This is a genomic window from Ignavibacteria bacterium, assembly GCA_016873775.1.
Lineage (GTDB): Bacteria > Bacteroidota > Ignavibacteria > UBA10030 > F1-140-MAGs086 > JAGXRH01.
This window is the reverse complement of sequence record VGWC01000012.1, coordinates 10,972-34,263: the sequence shown is the minus strand read 5'-3', so window position 1 is coordinate 34,263 and position 23,292 is coordinate 10,972. Positions and strand designations below refer to the sequence as shown.

The window sequence follows — 23,292 nt, the reverse complement described above, 5'->3', positions numbered from 1 at the left end:
CCTCATTATCCACGTCTTCCGCGAATCTTTCCGCCTTTCATAAAACCATCATAATGACGCATCAATAAGTGCGACTCTATTTGCTGCAGCGTATCTAATGCAACGCCAACAATAATAAGCAAACTTGTTCCGCCGAAGAAACTTGCAAAATTGCTACTTACTCCAAAGCGTACCATAAATGCTGGAAGAATGGCGATGATGGCAAGAAAAATTGAACCGGGAAGTGTAATTTTGGTCAGTACGCCGTCAATAAAATCCGATGTATGTTTGCCCGGACGAATCCCAGGAATAAATCCGCCTTGTTTTTGCATATTATCTGCAACATCTTTCGGGTTGAAAATTACCGCCGTATAAAAATACGTAAAGAAGACAATCAATACTGCATAAATAAACGAATACGTAAATGATGTATAGGAAAAATGCGACTGCAGTGTTTGCATAAATGCACTATCGGAATCGGGGAAAAATGTGAACACCGTTGATGGGATAAACATAATCGCTTGTGCAAAAATAATCGGCATTACTCCTGCGGCTATTACTTTCATCGGAATATACTGTGTTACGCCTCCGTACATTCTTTTCCCAACAACACGTTTTGCATATTGCACGGGAATTCTTCGTGTTCCTTGCGTAACCATTACGACACCGGCAATAATAAAAAACATCAACACAAGAATTATCATTTCGACAATAAGTCCTCGATTTCCAGTGGCAACAAGTTGAAATTCTTCCCATAATGAAATCGGAAACTGCGCTATTATTCCGACAAAAATTATCAATGATATACCGTTACCAATACCCCGTTCCGTTACGCGTTCTCCTAACCACATAATAAAAATTGTTGAAGCAGTAAGCACGATAACCGTACTGACTACGAACACGAATTCACTTGTTCCGTCGGCAATGATCGTTTGCCCATCTGAGTGCAAACTTAACAAATATTGACTTACACCCCATCCCTGCATCAGAGAAATGAGCACCGTTCCATAGCGCGTATACTGATTGAGTTTATTTCTTCCTTCTTCTCCACCTTCTTTCGATAGTTTTTGGAAGTACGGAAACACTGCGCCAAGTAACTGAATAACAATGGAAGAACTGATATACGGCATTATTCCCAACGCAAAAATTGCGGCGTTGGAAAATGCGCCTCCGACAAATAAATCATATAAACCAAAAAGCGTATTTGAACTACGGCTTTGGGCAACCGCTTTTTCAAGTATTGTTGTATCAATTCCCGGAAGTGTTATATGCGCACCAACTCGAACGATAAATAGAATAAAAAGCGTATAAAGAATTCGAATCCGTAATTCTTCAATCTTAAAAATATTCCGAAAACTTTCTCGTAATTGCGTTGCCATTGGAAATTATATCTCTGTTATCGTTCCGCCTGCTGCGATAATTTTTTCTTTTGCTGACTTACTGAATGCGTTGGCAGAAACAGTAAGTTTTGTTTTCAAATCGCCATCGCCAAGAATTTTTATCGGCGTCGTTCTTTTCGCAACCGCACCTGTTGCAAAAAGAATTTCCGGCGTTACGTTTCCATCCGAAAATTTTCCAGCATCCGATAATTCTTCTAACCGCGAAACATTGACGATTTGGTATTCGACTCGAAACGGATTATTGAAACCAAACTTCGGAATACGACGTACCAACGGCATCTGACCGCCTTCAAACCACGCTTTCAGTTTTTTCCCGCCAGTTGTTGAATGCTGTCCTTTATGCCCGCGTGTTGATGTTCCACCGTGACCGCTTCCTTGTCCTCGCCCAATTCGCTTACGTTTTTTTATCGCACCTTTAGCCGGGCGTAGATTGCTTAAAATATTTGACATATAAAAATCTTTTAGAAATATTACCTATGCTACTTCTTCAACTCTCACTAAGTAACTTACTCTCTTTACCATTCCACGTATTTGGGGAGTATCGTTTTTAATCACTGAGTAGTTTGGGCGACCTAAACCAAGTGCAATAATAGTGCGTTTGTGGTTATCCAACGTATCTGCAATACTTTTAGTTTGTGTAATTTTAATTTTCTTTTCCGACATAATTGTACACTTAATTTACCGTTGTTTCTTCCGCTTCAAGCGCAGTTTCAATATTTGGTTTTCGTATTGTTCCAAACAATTCTTTCAACGAAATCCCACGGCGCTGAGAAACAGTCAACGGGTCAACACACGTCATTAATGCATTTAAAGTTGCTTTTACAATATTGTGAGGATTTTGAGAAACGCCTACGGATTTCGTAAGTATATCTTTAATGCCGGCAGATTCAACAACTGCGCGAACTCCGCCCCCTGCAATAATTCCCGTTCCCGGTGATGCCGGCTTCAACATCACTCGCGCCGCACCATATTTCCCAATGACTGTATGAGGAACAGTGCCTTTGAGAATATGTACTTTTACAATATTTTTTCTCGCATCTTCATTTCCTTTTGCGATTGCATTACTTACTTCGCGCGCCTTCCCAAGACCAACGCCAATGTGCCCATTGCCGTCGCCAACAACTACAATAGCACTAAATCCCATACGTTTGCCACCTTTGACTACTTTCGTCGTTCGTCCAACGTGAACTAAACGGTCTCTCAAATTCAGTTCATTTGCTTTTATTCGTAACAATGTTGTTTTTCTTTTTAAAGAGTTATTTGAAAATAATATTCTTATGCTGCCGAGGGAGGATTCGAACCTCCACAAACGGCTCCAAAGGCCGGTGTCCTGCCATTAGACGACTCGGCAACGACAACATACTTTCGCGGAGATTGTATTCTCAACTTGTTATGCGTATTTTAAAACTTCAATCCACCTTCGCGCGCGCCATCAGCAAGCGATTTTATATTCCCGTGGAATAAATATCCACTTCGGTCAAACACAACGCGTGTGATGTTTTTTTCCAATGCAACTCGTGCAATTTCTTTTCCAACTATCTTGGATATGTTCATCTTTCCTTTGACTTCTTTCAATTGTTCCGAAAGCGATGGAGAAAGAGTTGACGTTGAGCAAAGCGTATTTCCCATAGTATCATCTATTATTTGCGCATAGATATGTAGCAAACTTCGATAGACACATAATCTTGGTCGCTCTGACGTTCCGGAAATTTTCTTTCGAACACGCACTTGAATTTTTCGTCTCGCAATACTGCGGCTTTTGATAATCATACTACTAAAAAAATATTCTTCAAAAATTACTTTCCTGCGGTTGCCGCTGCTTTTCCTGCTTTCTTACGAACGTATTCACCCGCATAACGAACGCCTTTTCCTTTATATGGTTCTGGCGGACGAAACGAACGTATTTTTGCCGCTACTTGACCAACCAATGTTTTATCTGCACCATTGATAACGATAGAAGTTGGTGTCGGTGTTTTAATAGTAATTCCATCCGGTACCGAAAGTAATATCGGGTGCGAAAAACCTAACAAAAGTCGTATGCGTTTTCCTAGGATTTCCGCTTTATATCCAACGCCAATGATTTCCAATTTTTTTTCATGCCCATTGGTTACACCAAGTATCATATTATTGAGATTGGCTCGCCATAATCCATGCAACGCTTTAACAAATTTTGTCGTTTCCGAAACCGTACAAAATAACTCATTCTTGTTTTGTTCTACATTGACCGACATGTGTACATTCGCAGAAAGCGTTCCTTTTGGACCTTTGACGGAAAGCAAGGTTCCTGTTTTTTTTATCTCAACACCCGATGGAATTGCTATCGGTTTTCGACCTATACGAGACATATTCTTTTACTGATTCAATTTAGTTACCAAATGTAGCACAACACTTCGCCGCCGACTCCAATTGCTCGCGCATCTTTATCGGACAGCACGCCTTTTGAAGTGGAAACAATAGAAATGCCTAAGCCATTCATTACGCGGGGCAATTCGTCTGATGAACTGTAAATTCGAAGTCCGGGTTTGCTGATTCTGCGCAATCCAGAAATAACCGATTGTCCTTCAAAATACTTTAACTTAATTCGAATAGTTTTTTTTGAAGTATCGTTGATAACTTCGTAACTATCAATAAATTTTTGCTTCATGAGCACGTCGGATATAGAACGCTTTACATTTGAAGATGGAATATCAACAACTTTTCGTCCTGCGCGTAACGCATTTCGTACTCTCGTTAAATAATCTGCTATTGGGTCAGAATGCATACTTAATCTTAAAAATCAAAACTTCTCCGTGGTTATGAAAAAATTACCAACTGGCTTTTTGAATGCCTGGAATTTTTCCCTCTAATGCAAGATGGCGAAAACATAAGCGACAAATACCAAATCTTCTTATATACGAACGCGGTCTTCCGCACATACTGCATCTGTTGTGTTTGCGAACTTGGAATCGTGGTGTTTTTTTTGCTTTTTCCCGCATTGCTAATCGCGCCATAAATATACGTTTCCTTTCTCGTGTTATGCTGTCTTTGCTTCAATGATTTGTTGACGCTTTACAAACGGCATTCCAAACGCTTTTAACAATTCATACGATTCTTCATCTGTGCGTGCCGTTGTTACTATTGTGATATCCATTCCAAATAATTTCGTTACTTTATCAACATCTATTTCCGGAAATACTACTTGTTCTTTCACTGCTGTTGTATAGTTTCCTCGTCCATCAAACGATTTATCAGATAATCCGCGAAAATCTCTGATTCGTGGTATTGCAATATTAATAAACCTGTCAAGAAATTCATACATTCGCGCTCCACGCAAGGTTACGCGCACTCCAACGGGCATGCCTTCTCTAAGTTTGAAGTTAGAAATAGATTTTTTGGCTTTCGTTACGACCGGTTTTTGCCCGACAATTTGTTCTAATTCTTTGGTAACAACTTCGAGAATTTTGGCGTCTTGCTGCATCGCTTTACCAATGCCAACATTCAACGCAATCCGTTCTAACTTCGGAACCTGCATAATATTATGAAATTCAAATCTCTTCATCAAAGCAGAAACGATAGTATCTTTCCATAATAGTTTCAAGCGCGGCGGAATTGTTTCTTCCGGCGCATCCTTCGTTGCTACTTTTGATTTTTCTTTCGGTTGTGTTTTTTCTTTCGCCATTGTTTTCTTGTCTCTGTTTAAAACATTTCTTCACAACTTTTGCAAACACGCATCATTGTTTTGCGTCCTGTTGTAACATCCGAAACTTGCTTTCTTCCAAGTCTCGATGGTTGGTTACATTTTGGACAAACAACCATCACATTGGAAACATGTATAGGACCTTCACGTTGCGTTCTTCCACCTTGAGGATTTTTCTGAGTTTTTCGCGAATGGCGCGTTATAACTTTCACTCCTTCAACAATGACACGTGAATCATCTCGGAACACCTTGAGAATGCGCCCGGTTTTCCCTCGGTCATTTCCCGCAACAATAACTACTGTATCGTTTTTATGAACTTTCATCGGTCTTTAATTACAAAACTTCTGGTGCTAAAGAAATAATTTTCATATACTGTCTATCACGCAACTCACGTGCAACCGGCCCGAATATTCTCGTTCCTCGAGGTTCTCCTTGCGCGTTCAGAATCACCGCCGCGTTGTCATCGAATCGTATAAATGAACCGTCTTTTCGTTTCGTTTCTTTTGTCGTTCGCACAACAACCGCTTTATGCACTTCTCCTTTTTTAACTTCTGCTCCGGGAATCGCACTTTTTACAGAAACAACGATAACATCACCAACTCCTGCATATCGTCTTTCATGACCACCAAGAATACGAATACACCGTACTTTTTTGGCCCCAGAATTATCTGCGACTACTAAATTTGTTTCTTCTTGAATCATCGTACACTTTCTTGATTATTTTGCACGTTTAACAATTTCTACCAATCGCCATCGTTTCCGCGCGCTGAGGGGACGAGTTTCCATAATTGTTACCGTATCTCCTATATGAGCATCGTTCTTTTCGTCGTGCGCCATAAATTTGGTAGTCTTTTTCTGATACTTTCGGTAAATCGGATGTGGCACTTGACGTTCTATTTTTACAACAATAGTTTTTTCGTTGACGTCGCTTACAACAACGCCCGTTCTTAATTTACGTAATTTTCGTTTTGGTTGAACTTCTTGCATCGTATATGCTTATTTCTTATTCTGTTGTGCACGTTGGCGTTCGCGAAGAATGGTTTTCATACGCGCAATATCGCGACGCACTACGCGGACTTTTATCGGACTCTCTAATTGGTGTGTAGCAAGTCGAAATTTTAACTGTGCAAGCATTTCTTCTTCGCTACGAATTCGCTCCGTTAATTCTTTTTCCGACATTTGTCGAATTTCCAATGGCTTCATTTTTTTATTATTTTACAAACCGATTCGAGATACAACTTTTGTTCTTATTGGAAGTTTATGCGATGCATTCTTAAACGCTTCTTCTGCTATTTCGCGCGTTACTCCGCCGAGTTCAAATAAAATTCTTCCCGGCTCAACAGAGGCAACCCAAAATTCTACGATTCCCTTTCCGCTTCCCATACGCGTTTCCGCAGGTTTTTTGGAAACAGGTTTTGATGGAAAAATACGAATCCAGAGTTTTCCCTCACGCTTCATCATTCTACTGAGAGTAACACGACACGCTTCTATTTGCCGCTGCGTTATCCATCCTGGTTGCATTGCCTTTAAACCATAATCACCAAAGGAAAGGTACGCTCCTCGCGTAGCAATTCCCTTCATTCTTCCCCGTTGTTCTTTTCGGTATTTAACTCTTTTCGGTGCTAACATTGTTGCTAAAAATCAATTGGTATCTCGTTTTACTTCCAAAATATCTCCGCGACAAATCCACACTTTCACGCCGATTGCTCCATAAACCGTATTTGCGGTTGCGCGATAAAAATCTATATCGGAACGCAACGTCCCCAACGGAATTCGTCCCTCCTTGTATTGTTCAGCGCGCGCAATTTCTGCTCCCCCCAAACGACCGGAACACATCACGCGTATTCCCATCGCCCCCATTCGCATTGCCGCCATCATTGCGCCTTTCATCGCGCGACGAACCGTTACACGACCTTCAATTTGTTGTGCAATTTGTTCTCCCACTAATGTCGCATCCAACTCTGGACGTTTAATTTCTTGGATTAAAACTTTTATTTCTTTGTTTGAAATTTTGCATAGTTCCCCTTCTAACAACTGGATGTCTTTTCCACTTCTTCCGATAACTATTCCTGGTCGCGAAGTAAAAATTGTAACCTCAAGGCGTTTCGCTTTCCGTTCGATAAGTACTCGCCCAACACCCGCTTTCTTCAAACGGTTAAAAACATATTTTCGAAGATTCAAATCTTCCTGTAATTGATGAGAAAATTCTTTCTTACTCGAATACCAATTCGAATCCCATGAACGAATTCCTCCAAGGCGAAAACCAATCGGATGTGTTTTTTGACCCAATGTTACTCCTCGGTAGAAAAAGTATAATGTAACATATTTATTTTTTACCTTTCTTTGACTGAATATCGGCAACAACCAATGTTAAGTGATGCGAACGTTTGCGGATGCGAAACGCTCTTCCCATCGGCGCGGGAAGAATACGCCTCAGCGTTGGCGCCTGATTCACATATGCTTCTTTTACATATAATTGTTCTGAAGAAATACGTGTTTTTTCTTCTTTCTGTTGTAAATTTGACACCGCAGAACGAAGTGTTTTTTCGCATACTTTTGAAGCATGCTTTGTTGAAAAATGGAGCATTGTTAATGCTTCTTCAACATTTTTTCCTCGAATCATATCTACAATCAGCATCATTTTTCGAGGCGAAGAATTTGTATATCGTTTAATTGCGCGTGCTTCCATTGAATTTCTCTTATGCTTTCGTTGTCGCTTCACTTTTCATTCCCGGATGCCCGCGAAAGATACGAGTTGGTGCAAATTCACCAAGTTTATGACCTACCATTCCTTCGTGAATATACACGGGGATAAATTTATTGCCATTGTGAATTGCAAACGTATGCCCAATAAAATCCGGCGTAATCGTTGATGCGCGAGACCACGTTTTGATAACTTTTTTTTGCCCGCCGGAAATCGCTTTAACTTTTTTTTCTAACTTTGGGTCTACAAACGGACCTTTTTTAATTGAACGAGACATTTTTTTCTACAAACTATTTGTTTCTTCTCAAAAAACTAAACAACGAATTATTATTTATTTTTCTTTCGTACAGTTTTATAACCTTTGGTTTTCCAGCCCCAAGGCGAAACCGGGTGAGGATTGCCTTGCGGTGATTTTCCTTCACCTCCACCGTGTGGATGGTCAACGGGATTCTGCACTACTCCTCGCGATTGCGGGCGAATTCCCAACCATCGTATTCTTCCAGCTTTTCCATAACTGATATTGAAGTGGTCAAGATTTCCTACAATTCCAACCGTTGCATAACAATTTTCCGAAACTGTTACAACTCGTCCGGAAGGAAGTTTAATCTGAATTTTTTCATTCTCTTTTGCAATCAATTGCGCTGATGTTCCCGCGCTTCGTGCGAGTTGTCCGCCTTTTCCCGGCTTTAGTTCAATGTTATGAACAAATGTTCCAACCGGAATTTTTGAAAGTGGAAGAGCGTTGCCAACTTTTATGTCTGCATCCGGACCAGCAAAAACTTCCGCATCTGTTTTTAATCCATCTGGGGCAAGTATATATGCTCGCGCGCCATCAGCATAAAGAAGTAAAGCAATACGTGCATTACGATTTGGGTCATATTCAATAGCAGTAACCTTTGCCGCAACGCCACGCTTTTCTCTTTTAAAATCTATAATACGATAAAACCGTTTATGACGTCCGCCACGATGTCGTGAGGTAATATGTCCATTATTGTTTCGCCCCCCAGTGCTGGGAAGAATTTTGATGAGAGATTTTTCGGGATACGATTTTGTTATCTCATCAAATGTAGGCAATATTGCATGCCGCGTTCCGGGTGTATTTGGCTTTAACTGTCGAATTCCCATCGGATATAGTTCCTTAGATATTTTCGAAGAATTCTATTTTGTCACCTTTTTTCAAGGTGATATTTGCTTTTTTCCAATGTCGTGTTTTACCAACAAAACGACCACGCTTGGTCATCTGTGATTTCGTTTTTCCTTTTACTGACATTGTGCGAACACTTTCTACGTTCACGTTAAATTTTTTTTCTATAGCACGCTTTATTTCTATTTTATTTGCGTGGAGATCCACTTCAAATGCGTACTGTCCCTTTTCTCCCATACGCGTCATTTTTTCTGTAACAATGGGACGATGCAAAATTCCAATCATTGTTCACTCCCTCCGAATGATTGCTCAATTGCAGCAATAGCGCTTTGTTGAAACAAAACTATTTCACATTTCAATATTTCGTACGTTGATGCTTTTCGGGCTTCAAGAATTTGCAACGACGGGATATTCCTTCCTGCGCGAAGAATATTATTATCAGCGGATTGTGTTAGCAAGAGCGTTTTCTTTCCGTCAATGTTCAACGCTTTAAGCACATCCGCCATTTGCCTGGTTTTCGGTTCTTCAAACGTAAAATCTTCAATGATTTTTATGCTGGAATTTTTTGCCATATAACTGAGCGCAGATTTTCTTGCAAGTCGCTTGATTTTTTTCGGGAGGTCGAACCGATAATCTCTTGGCTGCGGTCCAAAAATTGTTCCGCCACCTTTCCAAAGCGGAGAACGTGCCGAGCCCATTCGCGCGCGACCAGTATGTTTTTGTTTCCACAATTTCTTTCCAGAGCCGGCAACCTCACCGCGAGTTTTTGTTTTATTCGTTCCTTGTCGTTGATTTGCAAGAAATGATTTTACCGCTTCATACATTGCGTGCTGATGCGGCTCAATTTCAAATACTTCCGGCGAAAGCGATATTTTTTCTCCGCTCGGCGAACCGTTTTTTTTATACACTTCAAGTTCCATTTTACTTCGCTTTATAAATTTCTACGTAACTATTGATGTGCCCGGGAACTGAACCATGCACAAATAATATATTCGATTCAGGTATAACCTTAATGACTTTTAAGTTCTTTACTGAAACGCGTTCGCTACCCATTCTTCCTGCCATTCTCATTCCTTTAAATACTCGAGAAGGATACGATGACGAACCTATTGAACCTGGAGCGCGCACGCGGTCGCTCTGACCGTGTGTTTTTTTTCCTCCGCCAAAATGATGACGTTTTACAACCCCTTGAAATCCACGCCCTTTTGATGTTCCAACTATTTTTACATAGTCGCCGACAGATACGATTTCACTAACGTTGACTTCCATTCCCGCTTTTACTTCAGATACATTTTCTTCTCGAAATTCTTTTAATTTTCTCGCGGGCATTATTCCTGCTTTTCGAAAATGACCAGCCATTGGTTTGTTCACCAAGCGTTCAAGTTTGTCAATGAAACCAAGCTGTACGGCATTGTATCCATCGGTATCAATTGTCTTTACCTGAACAACACGACAAGGGCCTGCTTCAATTACAGTACAGGGAAACGCTTCTCCGTTTTCTGTGAAGAAACGCATCATACCTAATTTTTTTCCTAATATTCCATTCATTGGTTGAATATGAGCATAACTATTTAATTTCTACTTCGACACCAGCGGGCAAATCAAGTTTGGTAAGCGCATCAACCGTTTTGTTTGAAGAACCGAGAATGTCAATAACTCTTTTATGAATTCTCGTTTCAAACTGTTCGCGCGATTTCTTATCAACATGCGGTGAACGTAATACTGTGTAAACCGTTCGTTTCGTTGGAAGCGGGATTGGTCCCGCAACAACCGCTCCCGTCGACTTCACTGTTTTGATAATCTTTTCTGCAGATTTATCAATTAAATGATGGTCGAACGATTTTAACTTGATTCGAATTTTTTGACCGCTCATGAAACGTGCTTCGTTTGTTATTCAATAATCTTTGATACAACACCTGCGCCAATAGTGCGTCCTCCTTCACGAACCGCAAATCGCAATCCTTCTTCCATTGCAATCGTTGTTATCAGTTCGCAAGTAAGATTATCAACATTGTCACCGGGCATAATCATTTCCACGCCTGCAGGCATCTGAATCACACCCGTAACATCAGTTGTTCTGAAATAAAACTGAGGACGGTACCCGTTGAAAAACGGCGTATGTCGTCCACCTTCTTCTTTTTTCAAAACGTACACCTGAGCATTAAATTTTTTATGTGGTGTAATCGAGCCGGGTTTCGCAACGACCATTCCTCGTTCCAAGTCCGTTTTTTCAACACCGCGTAACAACAATCCTGCATTGTCGCCAGCGCGTACCTCGTCTAATTCTTTACGAAACATTTCTGCGCCAGTTACAACTGTTTTTTTATGGGCTCCAAGACCAATAACTTCGACTTCGTCTCCAACTTTTGCGTGTCCACGCTCTACACGTCCCGTCCCAACGGTTCCGCGTCCTGTAATAGAAAACACATCTTCAATAGGCATCAAAAACGGCTTGTCCACGTCTCGTTTTGGGATCGGAACGTATGAATCTACTGCATTCATTAGTTCTTCAATACATTTAAAAGCGGGATCATCCATTTTTGCATCAGGTTTTAATGCACCTTCCATCGCTTTCAACGCCGAACCTCGAATAATAGGAATTTCATCTCCAGGAAATTCATATTTCTTTAACAAGTCGCGAAGTTCAAGTTCTACCAAGTCTAACAACTCAGAGTCGTCGACAGCGTCACATTTATTCATAAATACAACAACTCTTGGTACACCAACTTGACGTGCGAGAAGAATATGTTCGCGCGTTTGAGGCATTGGACCATCTGTCGCAGCAACAACAAGCACTGCACCATCCATTTGTGCTGCGCCGGTAATCATATTCTTAATATAATCTGCGTGCCCAGGACAATCAACGTGTGCGTAATGACGGTTTGCAGTCGAATATTCAACGTGAGCGGTTGCAATGGTAATGCCGCGCTCTCGTTCTTCCGGTGCATTGTCAATACTATCAAACGTACGAACCTGCGAAAGTCCTTTTTTTGCCAGTACCATTGTGATAGCGGCTGTTAATGTTGTTTTTCCATGGTCAACGTGACCAATGGTTCCTATATTAACGTGTGGTTTACTACGGTCAAATTTCTCTTTTGCCATAATGATTACTCCTTAATTTGGAAAAAATAGTGAATAAAATCAATAAGAAAACTTGTTATGCGGCTTGTGCTTTTCCGCCGGTTATTTTTTCAATAATTTCATCCGAAACACTTTTAGGTGTTTCTGCATAATGCGAGAGTTGCATTGTAAATATTGCGCGCCCTTGCGACATTGAACGAAGTCGAGTTGCGTATCCAAACATTTCGGCAAGCGGAACAAGTGCTTTTACCACCTGCGCATCTTTTCGCAATGTCATTCCCTCAATTAAACCTCTTCGTGAATTGAGGTCGCCAAGCACATCGCCAAGATATTCTTCAGGCGTTACCACTTCAACGGACATATACGGCTCAAGAATAACAGGATTGGCTTTTCTACCCGCCTCTCTTGCACACATTGAACCTGCAATCTTAAATGACATTTCGTCGGAATCAACTTCGTGATAGGAGCCGTAATATAAACGTGCTTTTATATCTACTACGGGATAACCAGCAAGAATTCCATTTCGAAGTTGTTCTTCAATTCCTTCTTCTACAGCAGGAATATATTCTCTTGGAATAACTCCACCTTTTATGTCGTCTATAAATTCAAATCCTTTCCCTTTTTCGTTCGGCTCAACTTCGATTTCTACATGCGCAAATTGTCCACGTCCACCTGATTGTTTAACGTGTTTATAGACGTGTGTAATTTTTTTCTTGATTGTTTCCCGATATGCAACTTGTGGTCTTCCAACGTTCGCTTGAACGTTGAATTCTCGTTTCATTCTATCTACAAGTATTTCCAAATGCAACTCACCCATTCCACTGATAATAGTTTGTCGCGTTTCCTGGTCAGAAGAAACACGAAACGTTGGGTCTTCATCAGATAGTTTTGAAAGCGCTTCAGATAACTTTTCTTGGTCTGCTTTTGTTTTTGGCTCAATAGCAACAGAAATAACCGGTTCGGGAAATTCCATTCGCTCAAGTATTATGGGGTCGCTTTCATACGTTAACGTATCTCCTGTTCGCGTGGATTTTAACCCAATTACCGCTGCAATTTCTCCGGCATAAATTTCTTCAACATCTTCTCTATGATTTGCATGCATTCGCAATATTCGCCCAATTCTCTCTTTTCGTTCACTGACGGAATTGTAAATATACGACCCTGCTTTTAATACTCCCGAGTACACTCTAATGAATGTTAATTTGCCCACATATTGGTCGGTCATAATCTTAAATGCAAGCGCAGCAAATTTTTCGCTGTCGGAAATTTTTCGAATTACATGGTCGTGACGATGAGGATGATGACCTTTTACTTCGCCGATATCTAAAGGACAAGGAAGAAAATCTATAATCCCATCAAGAAGATTTTGCACGCCTTTGTTTTTAAACGACGAACCACAAAAAACAGGAATAATACTTACTTTTAAGCACGCTCGTCTTAACACATCTCGAATTTCTCTTGGAGTAATTTCTTTTCCATCCAAATATTTTTCAAGCAATGTATCATCTTCGCTTGAAACAGATTCAAGAAGTTGGATTCGATATTTTCTTGCCGCTTCTTCCATATCTCGAGGAATATCAATATCCTCAAATGTTGTTCCAAGAGATGTTTCGTTGAATATTCTTGCTTTCATTGTGATGAGGTCAACAATTCCAGAAAAAATATCGCCCTCGCCTACCGGAATATTTACCGGCACAGCATTTGCCCCCAAACGTTCTTTCATCATTTCTACCACATGAAAGAAATCCGCCCCAACACGATCCATTTTATTGACAAATGCTACTCGCGGAACTCCATATTTATCTGCTTGCCGCCAAACTGTTTCTGATTGTGGTTCTACTCCTCCAACCGAACAAAACAACGCAACCGCACCATCTAACACTCTCAACGAACGCTCTACTTCCGCAGTGAAATCCACATGTCCAGGCGTGTCAATAATATTTATCCTGTGATTACTCCAGAAACAAGTTGTCGCAGCACTTGTTATTGTAATACCACGTTCCTTTTCCTGCTCCATCCAATCCATTGTAGCCGTACCGTCATGGACTTCTCCTAAACGATGTAATACGCCGGTATAAAATAATATTCGCTCGGTGGTAGTGGTTTTTCCCGCATCAATATGCGCCATTATACCAATATTTCGAACGCGTTCTAACGGATGACTTCGAGCCACAAAAAATTTCCTGTTTCTATATTCTATTAAGAATGAATTACTATTATTACCACCGGAAATGAGCAAATGCTTTGTTTGCTTCCGCCATTTTATGAACGTCTTCTCGTTTTTTTACGGATGCCCCTTCTTTATTCGAAGCGGCAATTAATTCTGAGGCAAGTCGTAGAGCCATTGATTTGTCCTTTCTTTCCTTAGCATAACCAATTAACCAACGCATTGCAAGAGCTTCGGAACGATCCGGCCGAACTTCTGTAGGAACTTGATACGTTGCGCCGCCAACTCTTCTAGCTCGCACTTCTAACAATGGACGTGAATTTTCAATTGCTTTCCTAAAAATATCTAACGCACTCTGAGAAGTCTGTTTTTCGATTCTTTCCATCGCTCCATAGACTATTCCTTGTGCAATATGCTTTTTCCCTTGTCGCAAAACATTGTTGATAAATCTTGCAACTTGGACGTCATTAAATTTTGGATCTGGAAGAATTGGTCGTTTTTGCGCTCTTTTTTTTCTCATTACTATCCTTGTTTTTTAGGTTTTTTTGCACCATACAATGAACGCGATTGCTTTCGGTCTTGAACTCCTTGAGTATCAAGCGTTCCGCGAATAATATGGTATCGAATGCCAGCCAAATCTTTGACACGTCCTCCTCGAATCATCACAATGGAATGTTCCTGTAAGTTATGTCCTTCACCTGGAATATATGCTGTTACCTCTCGTCCGTTTGAAATTCGAACACGCGCAACTTTGCGAAGAGCAGAATTTGGTTTTTTGGGAGTTGTGGTATAAACACGCGTACATACGCCTCGTTTTTGAGGAGAATTTTCTAGAGCCGGCGCTTTACTCTTATATTTTTGTTTAGTGCGCCCTAAGCGTACTAATTGATTGATCGTAGGCACTCTTTATCTCCGAGTATGGATTAACTTTATGTAATAGTTTGAAAATTTAGGGCGCAAATATACAAATTAATAGTTTACTACCAAACTTTATTTCAAAAATGGTTCTCGTGTTTCTACGATTATTTTTTCTTCTTTCAATCGCATTGACTCTTCATAGAAATCCGGTCGTGAATCTACTGGAACAACAATGATATCTTTGAACGATCTTAACCCGGTACCGGCAGGTATTAAACGCCCAACAACAACATTCTCCTTCAATCCGCGCAAATAATCTACTTTTGCCTCAATAGAAGCTTCAGCAAGTACTTTTGTGGTTTCCTGAAAACTTGCGGCGGATATAAAACTATCTGTTGTTAATGCTGCTTGAGTTATACCTAACAACACAGGCTCCGATGAAGCGGGGCGCGTTTCACTGTACTCGATTATTTTTTTCTCTTTCTTTTTCAAATCAGTATTGTGTTCACGAATTTTCTTCCTCAAAACAAGTTGACCTTCTTTAAGTTTAGAATCACCTTTATGCTTAACGATTACCATCCGAGAAACTTGTTCGTTCTCTTCGTTAAAATCCGATTTGTTAACATAATCTCCCTCAAGAAATTTTGTATCTCCGGGGTCGGTTATTTTTACGCGCTGCATCATTTGACGAACAATTACTTCTATGTGTTTATCATTTATCTTCACACCTTGCATTCTATATACTTCCTGAATCTCATTCACCAAATATTCTTGAACTGCATTTACTCCTTTAATGCGAAGTATATCATGAGGATTTACCGAACCGTCAGTAAGTCGCTCGCCTGCGCGTACGACATCTCCGTCCTGAACAAGTATATGTTCGCGCAACGGAACTGTGTAATGTCTTTCGTCTTTTTTGTCAAGACTCACAATAGTTACTTCTCGCGAACCACGAATTTGTTTTCCAAATTTTACAATACCACTTATTTCCGCCACCACTGCTGCATCCGCTCTGCTGCGAGCTTCGAATAATTCTGTAACTCGTGGAAGACCTCCTGTAATATCGCGTGTCTTTCCAATATTTCTCGGTATTTTTGCTAATATTTGACCAGCGTGCACCGTGCTTTTTGTGTCAACTATTATATGCGCGCGTACAGGAAGAATATAATTACCTAATTTTTCGCCCTTCTTATCCGTTACTATAAGAGTTGGCGTAATTGTATAATCGCGAGATTCGATTACTACTTTTTGAATATGCCCGGTTTGCTCATCAGGTTCTTCCCGGTACGTTACTCCATCTATAAGTCCTTCGTATTGCACAATTCCAGAATGGTCGCTGATGATTACTGCATTGTACGGATCCCATTCATATAATAATGCGCTTTTCTTTATCTCTTGTCCATCTTTGATAACCAATAATGCGCCATACGGAACATCATATTTTGCAAGAACTTTATGGTCGGAATCCAATACTTGTATAATTCCGCCTCTTCCTGAAACAATTTGCTTCTTTGCTCCATCGTCTTCAAGTTGAATTACTTTAACTCCATCAAATTTAATTTTCCCATCAAACTTTGAAACAATATTCGATTGTTCCGCAATTAAACTTGCCGTCCCTCCTGTGTGAAATGTCCGGAGCGTTAATTGCGTTCCGGGTTCACCTATTGACTGTGCCGCAATAATTCCTACTGCTTCTCCCGGTTCAACTAACTTCAATGTTGCAAGACTTCTTCCATAACATTTTGCACAAATGCCTCGTCGTAGTTGACACGTAAGCACTGTTCGTATCTCTACAGACTCTATTGCCGTTTCGCTTACCTGTGCGGCTTCCTCTTCAGTTATCAATTCGCCCGCTTTGACAATCAATTTTCCTGTGATGGGATCCTTCACATCGTGTACGGCTACACGACCAAGAATTCGTTCGGAAAGCGGTTCCTTAATATCTTCTCCTTCTTTCAATGCGCTGATAACAATCCCAAAAATTGAGCCGCAATCTTCTTCACCAACAACAGCATCTTGCGCAACATCCACAAGTCGTCGCGTCAAATATCCTGCATCTGCTGTTTTCAATGCGGTATCAGCAAGCCCTTTTCGCGCTCCGTGCGTTGATATAAAGTATTCCAACACTGTTAATCCTTCGCGAAAACTTGCAATGATAGGATTCTCAATCAATTCTCCGGCAGAACCAGACATACTTTTCTGTGGTTTATGCATCAATCCTCGCATTCCCGCAAGTTGTCGAACTTGTTCTTTTGAACCACGAGCGCCGGAATCTACCATCATATAAAGCGAATTGAACCCATCTTTCGAATGTTGCAATGTTTCAAACAATCGCTCTGCAATTTTTGCAGTAGTTCTACTCCATACATCAATTACTTTATTATATCGCTCTCCGTCAGTAATAAATCCGTTCAAATACTGGTCTTCGATTTTATATATATCTTTTTCCGCTTTCGAAATAATGTCTTCTTTTTCTTTCGGAACAACAACATCACCAATACTTACCGATAAACCTCCTTGCGTCGCAAATGAAAATCCAGTTGCTTTCAATTGGTCAAGAAATTCAGCAGTACGAACATTTCCACAGCGACGATACACCGTCGAAACGATCTGTATAAGTCTGCTTTTGTTAAGCAATTCGTTGATAAATCCAAGTTCTTTCGGAACAATTTGATTAAAAATTACGCGCCCAGTCGTTGTTTCAATTAACTCATTTCGGAACCGTACTTTTATCCGCGCATGCAATCCGATTTCTTTGTAACTATACGCAATAATTACTTCATAGGGAGAAGAGAAAATTTTTCCTTCGCCTTTATCCCCTTTCTTCGATTTTGTTAAATAATACAAACCAAGTACTTGGTCTTGCGTCGGATAAACTATCGGTTGCCCATTTTGCGGGTTTAAAATATTATGACTAGAAAGCATCAACACACGCGCCTCCAACTGCGCATCAAACGACAACGGAACATGCACAGCCATCTGGTCGCCATCAAAATCTGCATTGAATGCAGTGCAAACCATCGGATGTATCTTAATTGCTTTTCCTTCTACAAGCACCGGCTGAAATGCTTGTATTCCTAATCGGTGCAACGTTGGCGCTCTGTTCAATAATACTGGATGTCCGTCAATGACATTTTCTAAAATTTCCCATACTTCCGAACCTTTGCGTATCAATATTTTTTTTGCACCTTTCACTGTTTTGGTAATTCCGCGTTCAATGAGTCTTCGAATAACCAACGGCTGAAACAATTCCAGCGCCATTTCTTTCGGCAATCCACATTCGTGCAATTTCATTTCGGGACCAACAACAATAACCGAACGACCAGAATAATCAACACGCTTCCCAAGTAAGTTTTGTCGAAATCGTCCTTGCTTTCCTTTTAATATATCAGAAAGCGATTTGAGCGCGCGATTATTTTCTGTCTTTACCGCCGTTGCTTTTCTCGAATTATCGAACAAAGAATCAACAGACTCCTGCAACATTCTTTTTTCGTTACGAAGTATAACTTCCGGCGCTTTTATTTCTACCAAACGATGAAGCCGATTATTCCGAATAATAACTCGGCGATACAAATCATTCAAATCCGAGGTTGCAAAACGACCACCTTCAAGAGGCACCAACGGTCGTAGTTCGGGAGGAATAACAGGAATTGCATCCATAACCATCCATTCAGGTTTGTTCGGGCGTCCATCTTCACGCATGCGAAATGCTCCAAGCACGCGTAATCGTTTCAATGCTTCTAATTTTTTCTGTTGCGAAGTTTCCACTTTTACCTGTTCACGAAGTCTATGATAGGTTTCTTCGACATCAATGCGTTTCAATAATTCACGTACAGATGGACCTCCCATCAACGCAATAAATTTTCTAGAGTCTTCGTCGTCCAATTCTTGATTTCCTGCAGGAAGCGATTCCAGAACTTCGAGATATTGTTCTTCAGAAAGTAAATCCAATTGACGTAATCCCGATAATCCCGGTTGCACAACAACGAAACTTTCGTAGTAGACAATTTTTTCCAAATCCTTTGTGCTAATGCCAAGCAGTTGACCAATCTTGCACGAAAGAGATTTGAAAAACCAAATATGAACAACAGGAACTGCAAGAGAAATATGTCCCATACGCTCGCGTCGAACTTGTTTTTGCGTTACTTCTACTCCGCAACGGTCGCAAACGATGCCTTTGTAACGGATACGTTTATATTTTCCGCAATGACATTCCCAATCGCGCGTAGGACCGAATATTTTTTCACAAAATAATCCGTCTTTTTCCGGACGAAACGTGCGATAGTTCACCGTTTCGGGTTTTGTAACTTCTCCGCGCGACCAATCCAGAATCGTATCAGGAGATGCCATAACGATGGAAATACACGAAAAAGATTTCTTGAGTTGCTTTGGTTTTATATCTGCTAATCCGTAAACCATTCTTTAACCTTTGTTACTTGTTCGATGAAAAAAATACAAGGGATAATTATTCGACTTTAATATCTAATCCGAGTCCTTGTAACTCTTTTACTAATACGTTAAACGATTCGGGAACATTCGAATCGAGGAAATTTTCTCCTTTCACAAGCGACTCATAAATTTTCGCGCGTCCAGAAACGTCATCGGATTTCACCGTGAGCATTTCTTGCAACACATGCGTCGCTCCATACGCTTCGAGTGCCCACACTTCCATTTCTCCAAATCGTTGACCGCCAAATTGCGCTTTCCCGCCAAGCGGTTGTTGAGTAATCAATGAATATGGTCCAATCGAACGTGCGTGAATTTTATCATCAACCAAATGCGAAAGTTTCAACATATAAATTTCTCCAACGGTAACCTCTTGATCAAACGGCTCTCCCGTTCTTCCGTCATAAAGTACTGCTTTAGAATTTTCGTTGAGTCCCGCTTTTTTTAATTCATTTTTAACGTCTTCCCATGTTGCTCCGTCAAAAATTGGCGTTGCGTATTGTACTCCAAGTTTCTTGCCCGCCCATCCAAGCGCGGTTTCAAATAATTGTCCAAGATTCATACGAGATGGAACACCAAGCGGGTTCAATACCATATCTACGGGAGTTCCGTCTGCAAGAAACGGCATATCTTCTTGCGGAACTACTTTTGCAACTACTCCTTTATTACCGTGACGACCAGCCATTTTATCACCAACAGATAATTTACGTTTTTTTGCAACGTTCACTTTTGCAAGTTGAACAATTCCCGGCGGCAAATCATCTCCAAGAATTATTTGCGTTCGGTCGTGTTTGTGCTGCGATTTTAAGTCGTTGATTTTCTTAAAATAATTCTCATACAATCTTGTTAACAGTTGATTTTTCTTTTTATCTTCAACCCATTCCAGATTGTAATCCATTGATTCGAGATTATCCATTCCGATAAATGAATCTTCGGCAAATTGCTTTCCGCTTCTGAAAACAATATCGCCTTCAAGCGTACGAACTCCGATGGATTTTTCTCCATCGAGAAGCGCTCCAAGTTTACTTTGTAACTTTTCGTACGTTTTTCGCAATTTGTCATCTAACGTTCTATCTAACCCGTCGAGTCTCTTTTTATCTTCTTGTTTGGTATCGGGGTCTCTCTTTTTTCTGCCGAATAATTTTGAACCGATAACAACGCCTTTCATTCCCGGCGGCGCTTTATACGATGCGTCTTTGACATCCCCGGCTTTTTCTCCGAATATTGCTCGCAACAATTTTTCTTCGGGCGAAGATTCTGTTTCTGCTTTGGGTGTTATTTTTCCAATGAGAATATCTCCTTCGCGCACTTCCGCACCAACACGAATCAATCCGTTTTCATCAAGGTCTTTTGTTGCTTCTTCGCTGACGTTCGGTATTTCACGGGTAAACTCTTCTTCGCCGCGTTTTGTGTCGCGCACCTGTAATTCAAACTCCTCAATATGAATCGAGGTGAATACGTCTTCCGATACAAGACGTTCGCTTACAACAATTGCATCTTCAAAGTTGTAACCGTTCCACGGCATAAACGCAACAAGGATATTGCGTCCCAACGCAAGTTCGCCACTATCTGTTGCACAACCGTCAGCAAGCACATCTCCTTTTTTAATCCGTTGTCCAACGGAAACCAAAGGAAGTTGATTGATGCATGTGTCTTGATTTGTTCGGAAAAATTTCATCAACGCGTATTCCTTGAGCTTTAAATCTTCAAAACTCAACAATGACTCTTGCGTGCGTTCATCTATATCGTATTCGACAACAATTTTTTCCGAATCAACTTCGACAACTGCTCCATTCCGTTCCGCAACAATCATTGTTCGTGCATCACGCGCAAGTTTCTGTTCGAATCCTGTTCCAACAATCGGCGATTCTGTTCGCAACAGAGGAACCGCTTGACGTTGCATATTGGAACCCATTAATGCGCGGTTAGCGTCATCGTGTTCCAGAAATGGGATAAGTGCTGCTGCGCCGGAAACAATTTGACTTGGAGCAACGTCCATATATTGAACCTCATCAGGTACTGCTGACGGGAAATCTCCACGTAATCTCGCACGTACACGTTCATTCACAAACTTTCCTCGGTTATCAAGTTCTTCGTTCGCTTGCGCTATCGTGAATGTATCTTCTTTATCTGCGGACAAATATTCGATTTCTTCCGATACTTTTGCGGCGGAAACTTTTCGATACGGCGTTTCTATAAATCCCATATCATTCACTTTTGCATAAACGCATAAGGAAGATATCAATCCGATGTTAGGACCTTCGGGAGTTTCTATCGGACAAAGGCGACCGTAGTGAGTATAGTGAACATCGCGAACTTCAAATCCGGCACGCTCTCTTGTTAATCCTCCGGGACCTAATGCAGACATACGACGTTTGTGGGTAATTTCCGCGAGCGGATTTGTTTGGTCCATAAATTGCGACATCTGATTAGTGCCAAAGAATGAATTGACAACACTGGTAATTGCTCGCGCATTGACTAACGCTTGCGGTGTTAATGTTTCTTTTTCCCGCAGATTCATTTTCTCACGAATCGTACGCGCCATTCTCGCAATGCCAATGTTGATTTGTTGCGCAACTTGTTCGCCCACTGTTCTTACGCGACGGTTTCCAAGATGGTCAATATCGTCAATAGGTTTTTTGCCTTCTTGCAACTCAATTAAGTATTTGATAATGGCAATAATATCTTCTTTCGTAAGCGTTGTTGTGTCGGCATGAGTTTTCTTTCCCAAACGTTGGTTTAATCGGAATCGTCCAACTTCTCCAAGGTCGTATCGCTTGGGGTTAAAAAATAATTTTTCGACTAAATTGCGCGCTGTTGCCGAATCTGGCGCTTCTATCGAACGCAATTGTTGATACATCGCCGCCAATGCATCTTCTTCTGAACGCACAGGGTCTTTCAAAATGGTATTTGCTATCAATGACATTTGTCCGGAATCGCTTTTGAAAAATGCAATGTTTTTCAACGACGATTTTGAAATGCCTTCCAGCAAATCTTCCGTTAGTTGCGTATCTTTTGTCATCAGGATTTCTCCCGTTTTTCTATCAATGACATCGCTGCAAACCGTTCGACCGATGTATTGCTTCAAATCAACCTTGCGAACGTCAACTTCTTCAACAAGGTCAAAGAGTTGCAAAATTTCGTCGTCGGATGAATATCCTAATGCGCGAAGAAGCGTTGTTACAAGAAATTTTTTCTTTTTATCAATGTACACAAACATCATATTATTGATGTCTGTAGTAAATTCTACCCATGCGCCGCGGAAAGGAATGATGCGCGCTGAAAAAATTGGTACGCCATTGGGATGAATTGTTTCGCTGTAGAAAACTCCGGGAGAACGATGCAATTGCGAAACAATAACGCGTTCAGTTCCGTTGATAATAAATGTTCCGCGAAACGTCATTGCAGGAATATTTCCGAGATAGACTTCTTGCTCGACCGTATCAAGCACTTCGCGCGCTTCGTCGGTCAATGGAACAAGTCGCAATTTTGCTTTCAACTGAAACGTATGACTCAGTCCGCGTTCCTGACATTCTTGAATTGTTGCGCGCGGACGGTCTATGTAATATTCGATAAACTCCAGCGCAATACTTTCACGAACATCCACGATAGGAAAGTTTGCAAGAAATACTTCCTGCAATCCAACTTTCTTACGTCTCGAGGGAGAAACATTATCTTGTAAAAATGTTTCCCACGATTCAACTTGCACATTGAGCAAATCGGGACTTTGGATGATATCGGGAATCCGTGAAAAAGTAATTCTGTTGCTTGTGTTGATATTGGGGGTTTTCAACTTCACAATTCCTTAATGTGATTGAATGAATTTGTTTTTAAAAA

28 protein-coding genes and 1 tRNA gene are annotated in these 23,292 nt (G+C 40.8%); all 29 read right to left on the bottom strand.

The genetic code is table 11. From position 1 onward, the window contains the following. Positions 1–5: 5 nt before the first annotated feature. Positions 6–1,358 (bottom strand): preprotein translocase subunit SecY, encoded by a 1,353-nt coding sequence (gene secY / locus FJ218_03280; GenBank protein MBM4165928.1) that lies wholly within the window; start codon positions 1,356–1,358, stop codon positions 6–8. A gap of 6 nt (positions 1,359–1,364) precedes the next feature. Then, a complete protein-coding gene (locus tag FJ218_03275; GenBank protein MBM4165927.1) occupies positions 1,365–1,829 on the bottom strand; it encodes a 50S ribosomal protein L15 in 465 nt (154 codons plus the stop codon). Between the two features lie 24 nt (positions 1,830–1,853). Then, positions 1,854–2,042 carry a 50S ribosomal protein L30 gene (gene rpmD, locus FJ218_03270; protein ID MBM4165926.1) on the bottom strand — a complete coding sequence of 63 codons (189 nt, stop codon included), beginning with the start codon at positions 2,040–2,042 and terminating at the stop codon, positions 1,854–1,856. Positions 2,043–2,052: 10 nt separating this feature from the next. Continuing rightward, positions 2,053–2,613, bottom strand: coding sequence for a 30S ribosomal protein S5 (locus FJ218_03265; protein MBM4165925.1), 561 nt, complete (start codon positions 2,611–2,613; stop codon positions 2,053–2,055). A 46-nt stretch (positions 2,614–2,659) separates the two neighbouring features. After that, positions 2,660–2,730: transfer RNA gene (locus FJ218_03260), tRNA-Gln, on the bottom strand. Between the two features lie 50 nt (positions 2,731–2,780). Beyond that, positions 2,781–3,149 carry a 50S ribosomal protein L18 gene (locus tag FJ218_03255; GenBank protein ID MBM4165924.1) on the bottom strand — a complete coding sequence of 123 codons (369 nt, stop codon included), beginning with the start codon at positions 3,147–3,149 and terminating at the stop codon, positions 2,781–2,783. A 26-nt stretch (positions 3,150–3,175) separates the two neighbouring features. After that, on the bottom strand, positions 3,176–3,724 hold the full coding sequence (locus FJ218_03250; GenBank protein MBM4165923.1) for a 50S ribosomal protein L6: 549 nt from the start codon (positions 3,722–3,724) through the stop codon (positions 3,176–3,178). A 23-nt stretch (positions 3,725–3,747) separates the two neighbouring features. Then, positions 3,748–4,140, bottom strand: coding sequence for a 30S ribosomal protein S8 (rpsH, locus tag FJ218_03245; protein ID MBM4165922.1), 393 nt, complete (start codon positions 4,138–4,140; stop codon positions 3,748–3,750). Positions 4,141–4,183: 43 nt separating this feature from the next. Next, entirely contained in the window at positions 4,184–4,369 is a 186-nt protein-coding gene (locus FJ218_03240) for a type Z 30S ribosomal protein S14 (protein ID MBM4165921.1), read from the bottom strand. Positions 4,370–4,392: 23 nt separating this feature from the next. After that, the gene (rplE, locus tag FJ218_03235) at positions 4,393–5,037 is read right to left on the bottom strand and encodes a 50S ribosomal protein L5 (protein MBM4165920.1); all 645 of its coding nucleotides are present in this window, start codon (positions 5,035–5,037) and stop codon (positions 4,393–4,395) included. A gap of 17 nt (positions 5,038–5,054) precedes the next feature. Beyond that, entirely contained in the window at positions 5,055–5,378 is a 324-nt protein-coding gene (locus FJ218_03230) for a 50S ribosomal protein L24 (protein ID MBM4165919.1), read from the bottom strand. Between the two features lie 10 nt (positions 5,379–5,388). Further along, complete coding sequence (gene rplN / locus FJ218_03225) at positions 5,389–5,757, bottom strand: 50S ribosomal protein L14 (protein MBM4165918.1); 369 nt, start codon at positions 5,755–5,757, stop codon at positions 5,389–5,391. 15 nt (positions 5,758–5,772) lie between these two features. Then, entirely contained in the window at positions 5,773–6,042 is a 270-nt protein-coding gene (gene rpsQ / locus FJ218_03220) for a 30S ribosomal protein S17 (GenBank protein ID MBM4165917.1), read from the bottom strand. 9 nt (positions 6,043–6,051) lie between these two features. Then, positions 6,052–6,258 carry a 50S ribosomal protein L29 gene (locus FJ218_03215; protein MBM4165916.1) on the bottom strand — a complete coding sequence of 69 codons (207 nt, stop codon included), beginning with the start codon at positions 6,256–6,258 and terminating at the stop codon, positions 6,052–6,054. Positions 6,259–6,270: 12 nt separating this feature from the next. Continuing rightward, positions 6,271–6,684 (bottom strand): 50S ribosomal protein L16, encoded by a 414-nt coding sequence (gene rplP / locus FJ218_03210; protein ID MBM4165915.1) that lies wholly within the window; start codon positions 6,682–6,684, stop codon positions 6,271–6,273. Between the two features lie 12 nt (positions 6,685–6,696). After that, positions 6,697–7,344, bottom strand: coding sequence for a 30S ribosomal protein S3 (gene rpsC / locus FJ218_03205; protein ID MBM4165914.1), 648 nt, complete (start codon positions 7,342–7,344; stop codon positions 6,697–6,699). A 37-nt stretch (positions 7,345–7,381) separates the two neighbouring features. Next, positions 7,382–7,744 carry a 50S ribosomal protein L22 gene (locus tag FJ218_03200; protein MBM4165913.1) on the bottom strand — a complete coding sequence of 121 codons (363 nt, stop codon included), beginning with the start codon at positions 7,742–7,744 and terminating at the stop codon, positions 7,382–7,384. A 10-nt stretch (positions 7,745–7,754) separates the two neighbouring features. Next, the gene (gene rpsS / locus FJ218_03195; GenBank protein MBM4165912.1) at positions 7,755–8,036 is read right to left on the bottom strand and encodes a 30S ribosomal protein S19; all 282 of its coding nucleotides are present in this window, start codon (positions 8,034–8,036) and stop codon (positions 7,755–7,757) included. Positions 8,037–8,086: 50 nt separating this feature from the next. Further along, complete coding sequence (rplB, locus tag FJ218_03190) at positions 8,087–8,884, bottom strand: 50S ribosomal protein L2 (GenBank protein ID MBM4165911.1); 798 nt, start codon at positions 8,882–8,884, stop codon at positions 8,087–8,089. A 13-nt stretch (positions 8,885–8,897) separates the two neighbouring features. Then, a complete protein-coding gene (locus FJ218_03185) occupies positions 8,898–9,185 on the bottom strand; it encodes a 50S ribosomal protein L23 (GenBank protein ID MBM4165910.1) in 288 nt (95 codons plus the stop codon). Further along, a complete protein-coding gene (gene rplD / locus FJ218_03180) occupies positions 9,185–9,823 on the bottom strand; it encodes a 50S ribosomal protein L4 (protein MBM4165909.1) in 639 nt (212 codons plus the stop codon). The genes FJ218_03185 and rplD overlap by 1 nt, the downstream gene beginning before the upstream one ends. Before the next feature lies 1 nt (position 9,824). Next, positions 9,825–10,451: a 50S ribosomal protein L3 gene (locus tag FJ218_03175; protein MBM4165908.1), complete on the bottom strand. Its 627-nt coding sequence runs from the start codon at positions 10,449–10,451 to the stop codon at positions 9,825–9,827. A gap of 19 nt (positions 10,452–10,470) precedes the next feature. Further along, positions 10,471–10,776 carry a 30S ribosomal protein S10 gene (rpsJ, locus tag FJ218_03170; protein ID MBM4165907.1) on the bottom strand — a complete coding sequence of 102 codons (306 nt, stop codon included), beginning with the start codon at positions 10,774–10,776 and terminating at the stop codon, positions 10,471–10,473. 17 nt (positions 10,777–10,793) lie between these two features. Further along, positions 10,794–12,005 (bottom strand): elongation factor Tu, encoded by a 1,212-nt coding sequence (gene tuf, locus FJ218_03165; GenBank protein ID MBM4165906.1) that lies wholly within the window; start codon positions 12,003–12,005, stop codon positions 10,794–10,796. A 55-nt stretch (positions 12,006–12,060) separates the two neighbouring features. Beyond that, positions 12,061–14,157, bottom strand: a complete 2,097-nt coding sequence (fusA, locus tag FJ218_03160) for an elongation factor G (protein MBM4165905.1) — start codon at positions 14,155–14,157, stop codon at positions 12,061–12,063. A 46-nt stretch (positions 14,158–14,203) separates the two neighbouring features. Next, entirely contained in the window at positions 14,204–14,671 is a 468-nt protein-coding gene (gene rpsG, locus FJ218_03155; GenBank protein ID MBM4165904.1) for a 30S ribosomal protein S7, read from the bottom strand. Between the two features lie 2 nt (positions 14,672–14,673). Then, a complete protein-coding gene (locus FJ218_03150) occupies positions 14,674–15,054 on the bottom strand; it encodes a 30S ribosomal protein S12 (GenBank protein ID MBM4165903.1) in 381 nt (126 codons plus the stop codon). An 87-nt stretch (positions 15,055–15,141) separates the two neighbouring features. Then, entirely contained in the window at positions 15,142–19,428 is a 4,287-nt protein-coding gene (gene rpoC / locus FJ218_03145; GenBank protein MBM4165902.1) for a DNA-directed RNA polymerase subunit beta', read from the bottom strand. Between the two features lie 46 nt (positions 19,429–19,474). Next, positions 19,475–23,248, bottom strand: coding sequence for a DNA-directed RNA polymerase subunit beta (gene rpoB, locus FJ218_03140; GenBank protein ID MBM4165901.1), 3,774 nt, complete (start codon positions 23,246–23,248; stop codon positions 19,475–19,477). Positions 23,249–23,292 lie beyond the last annotated feature (44 nt).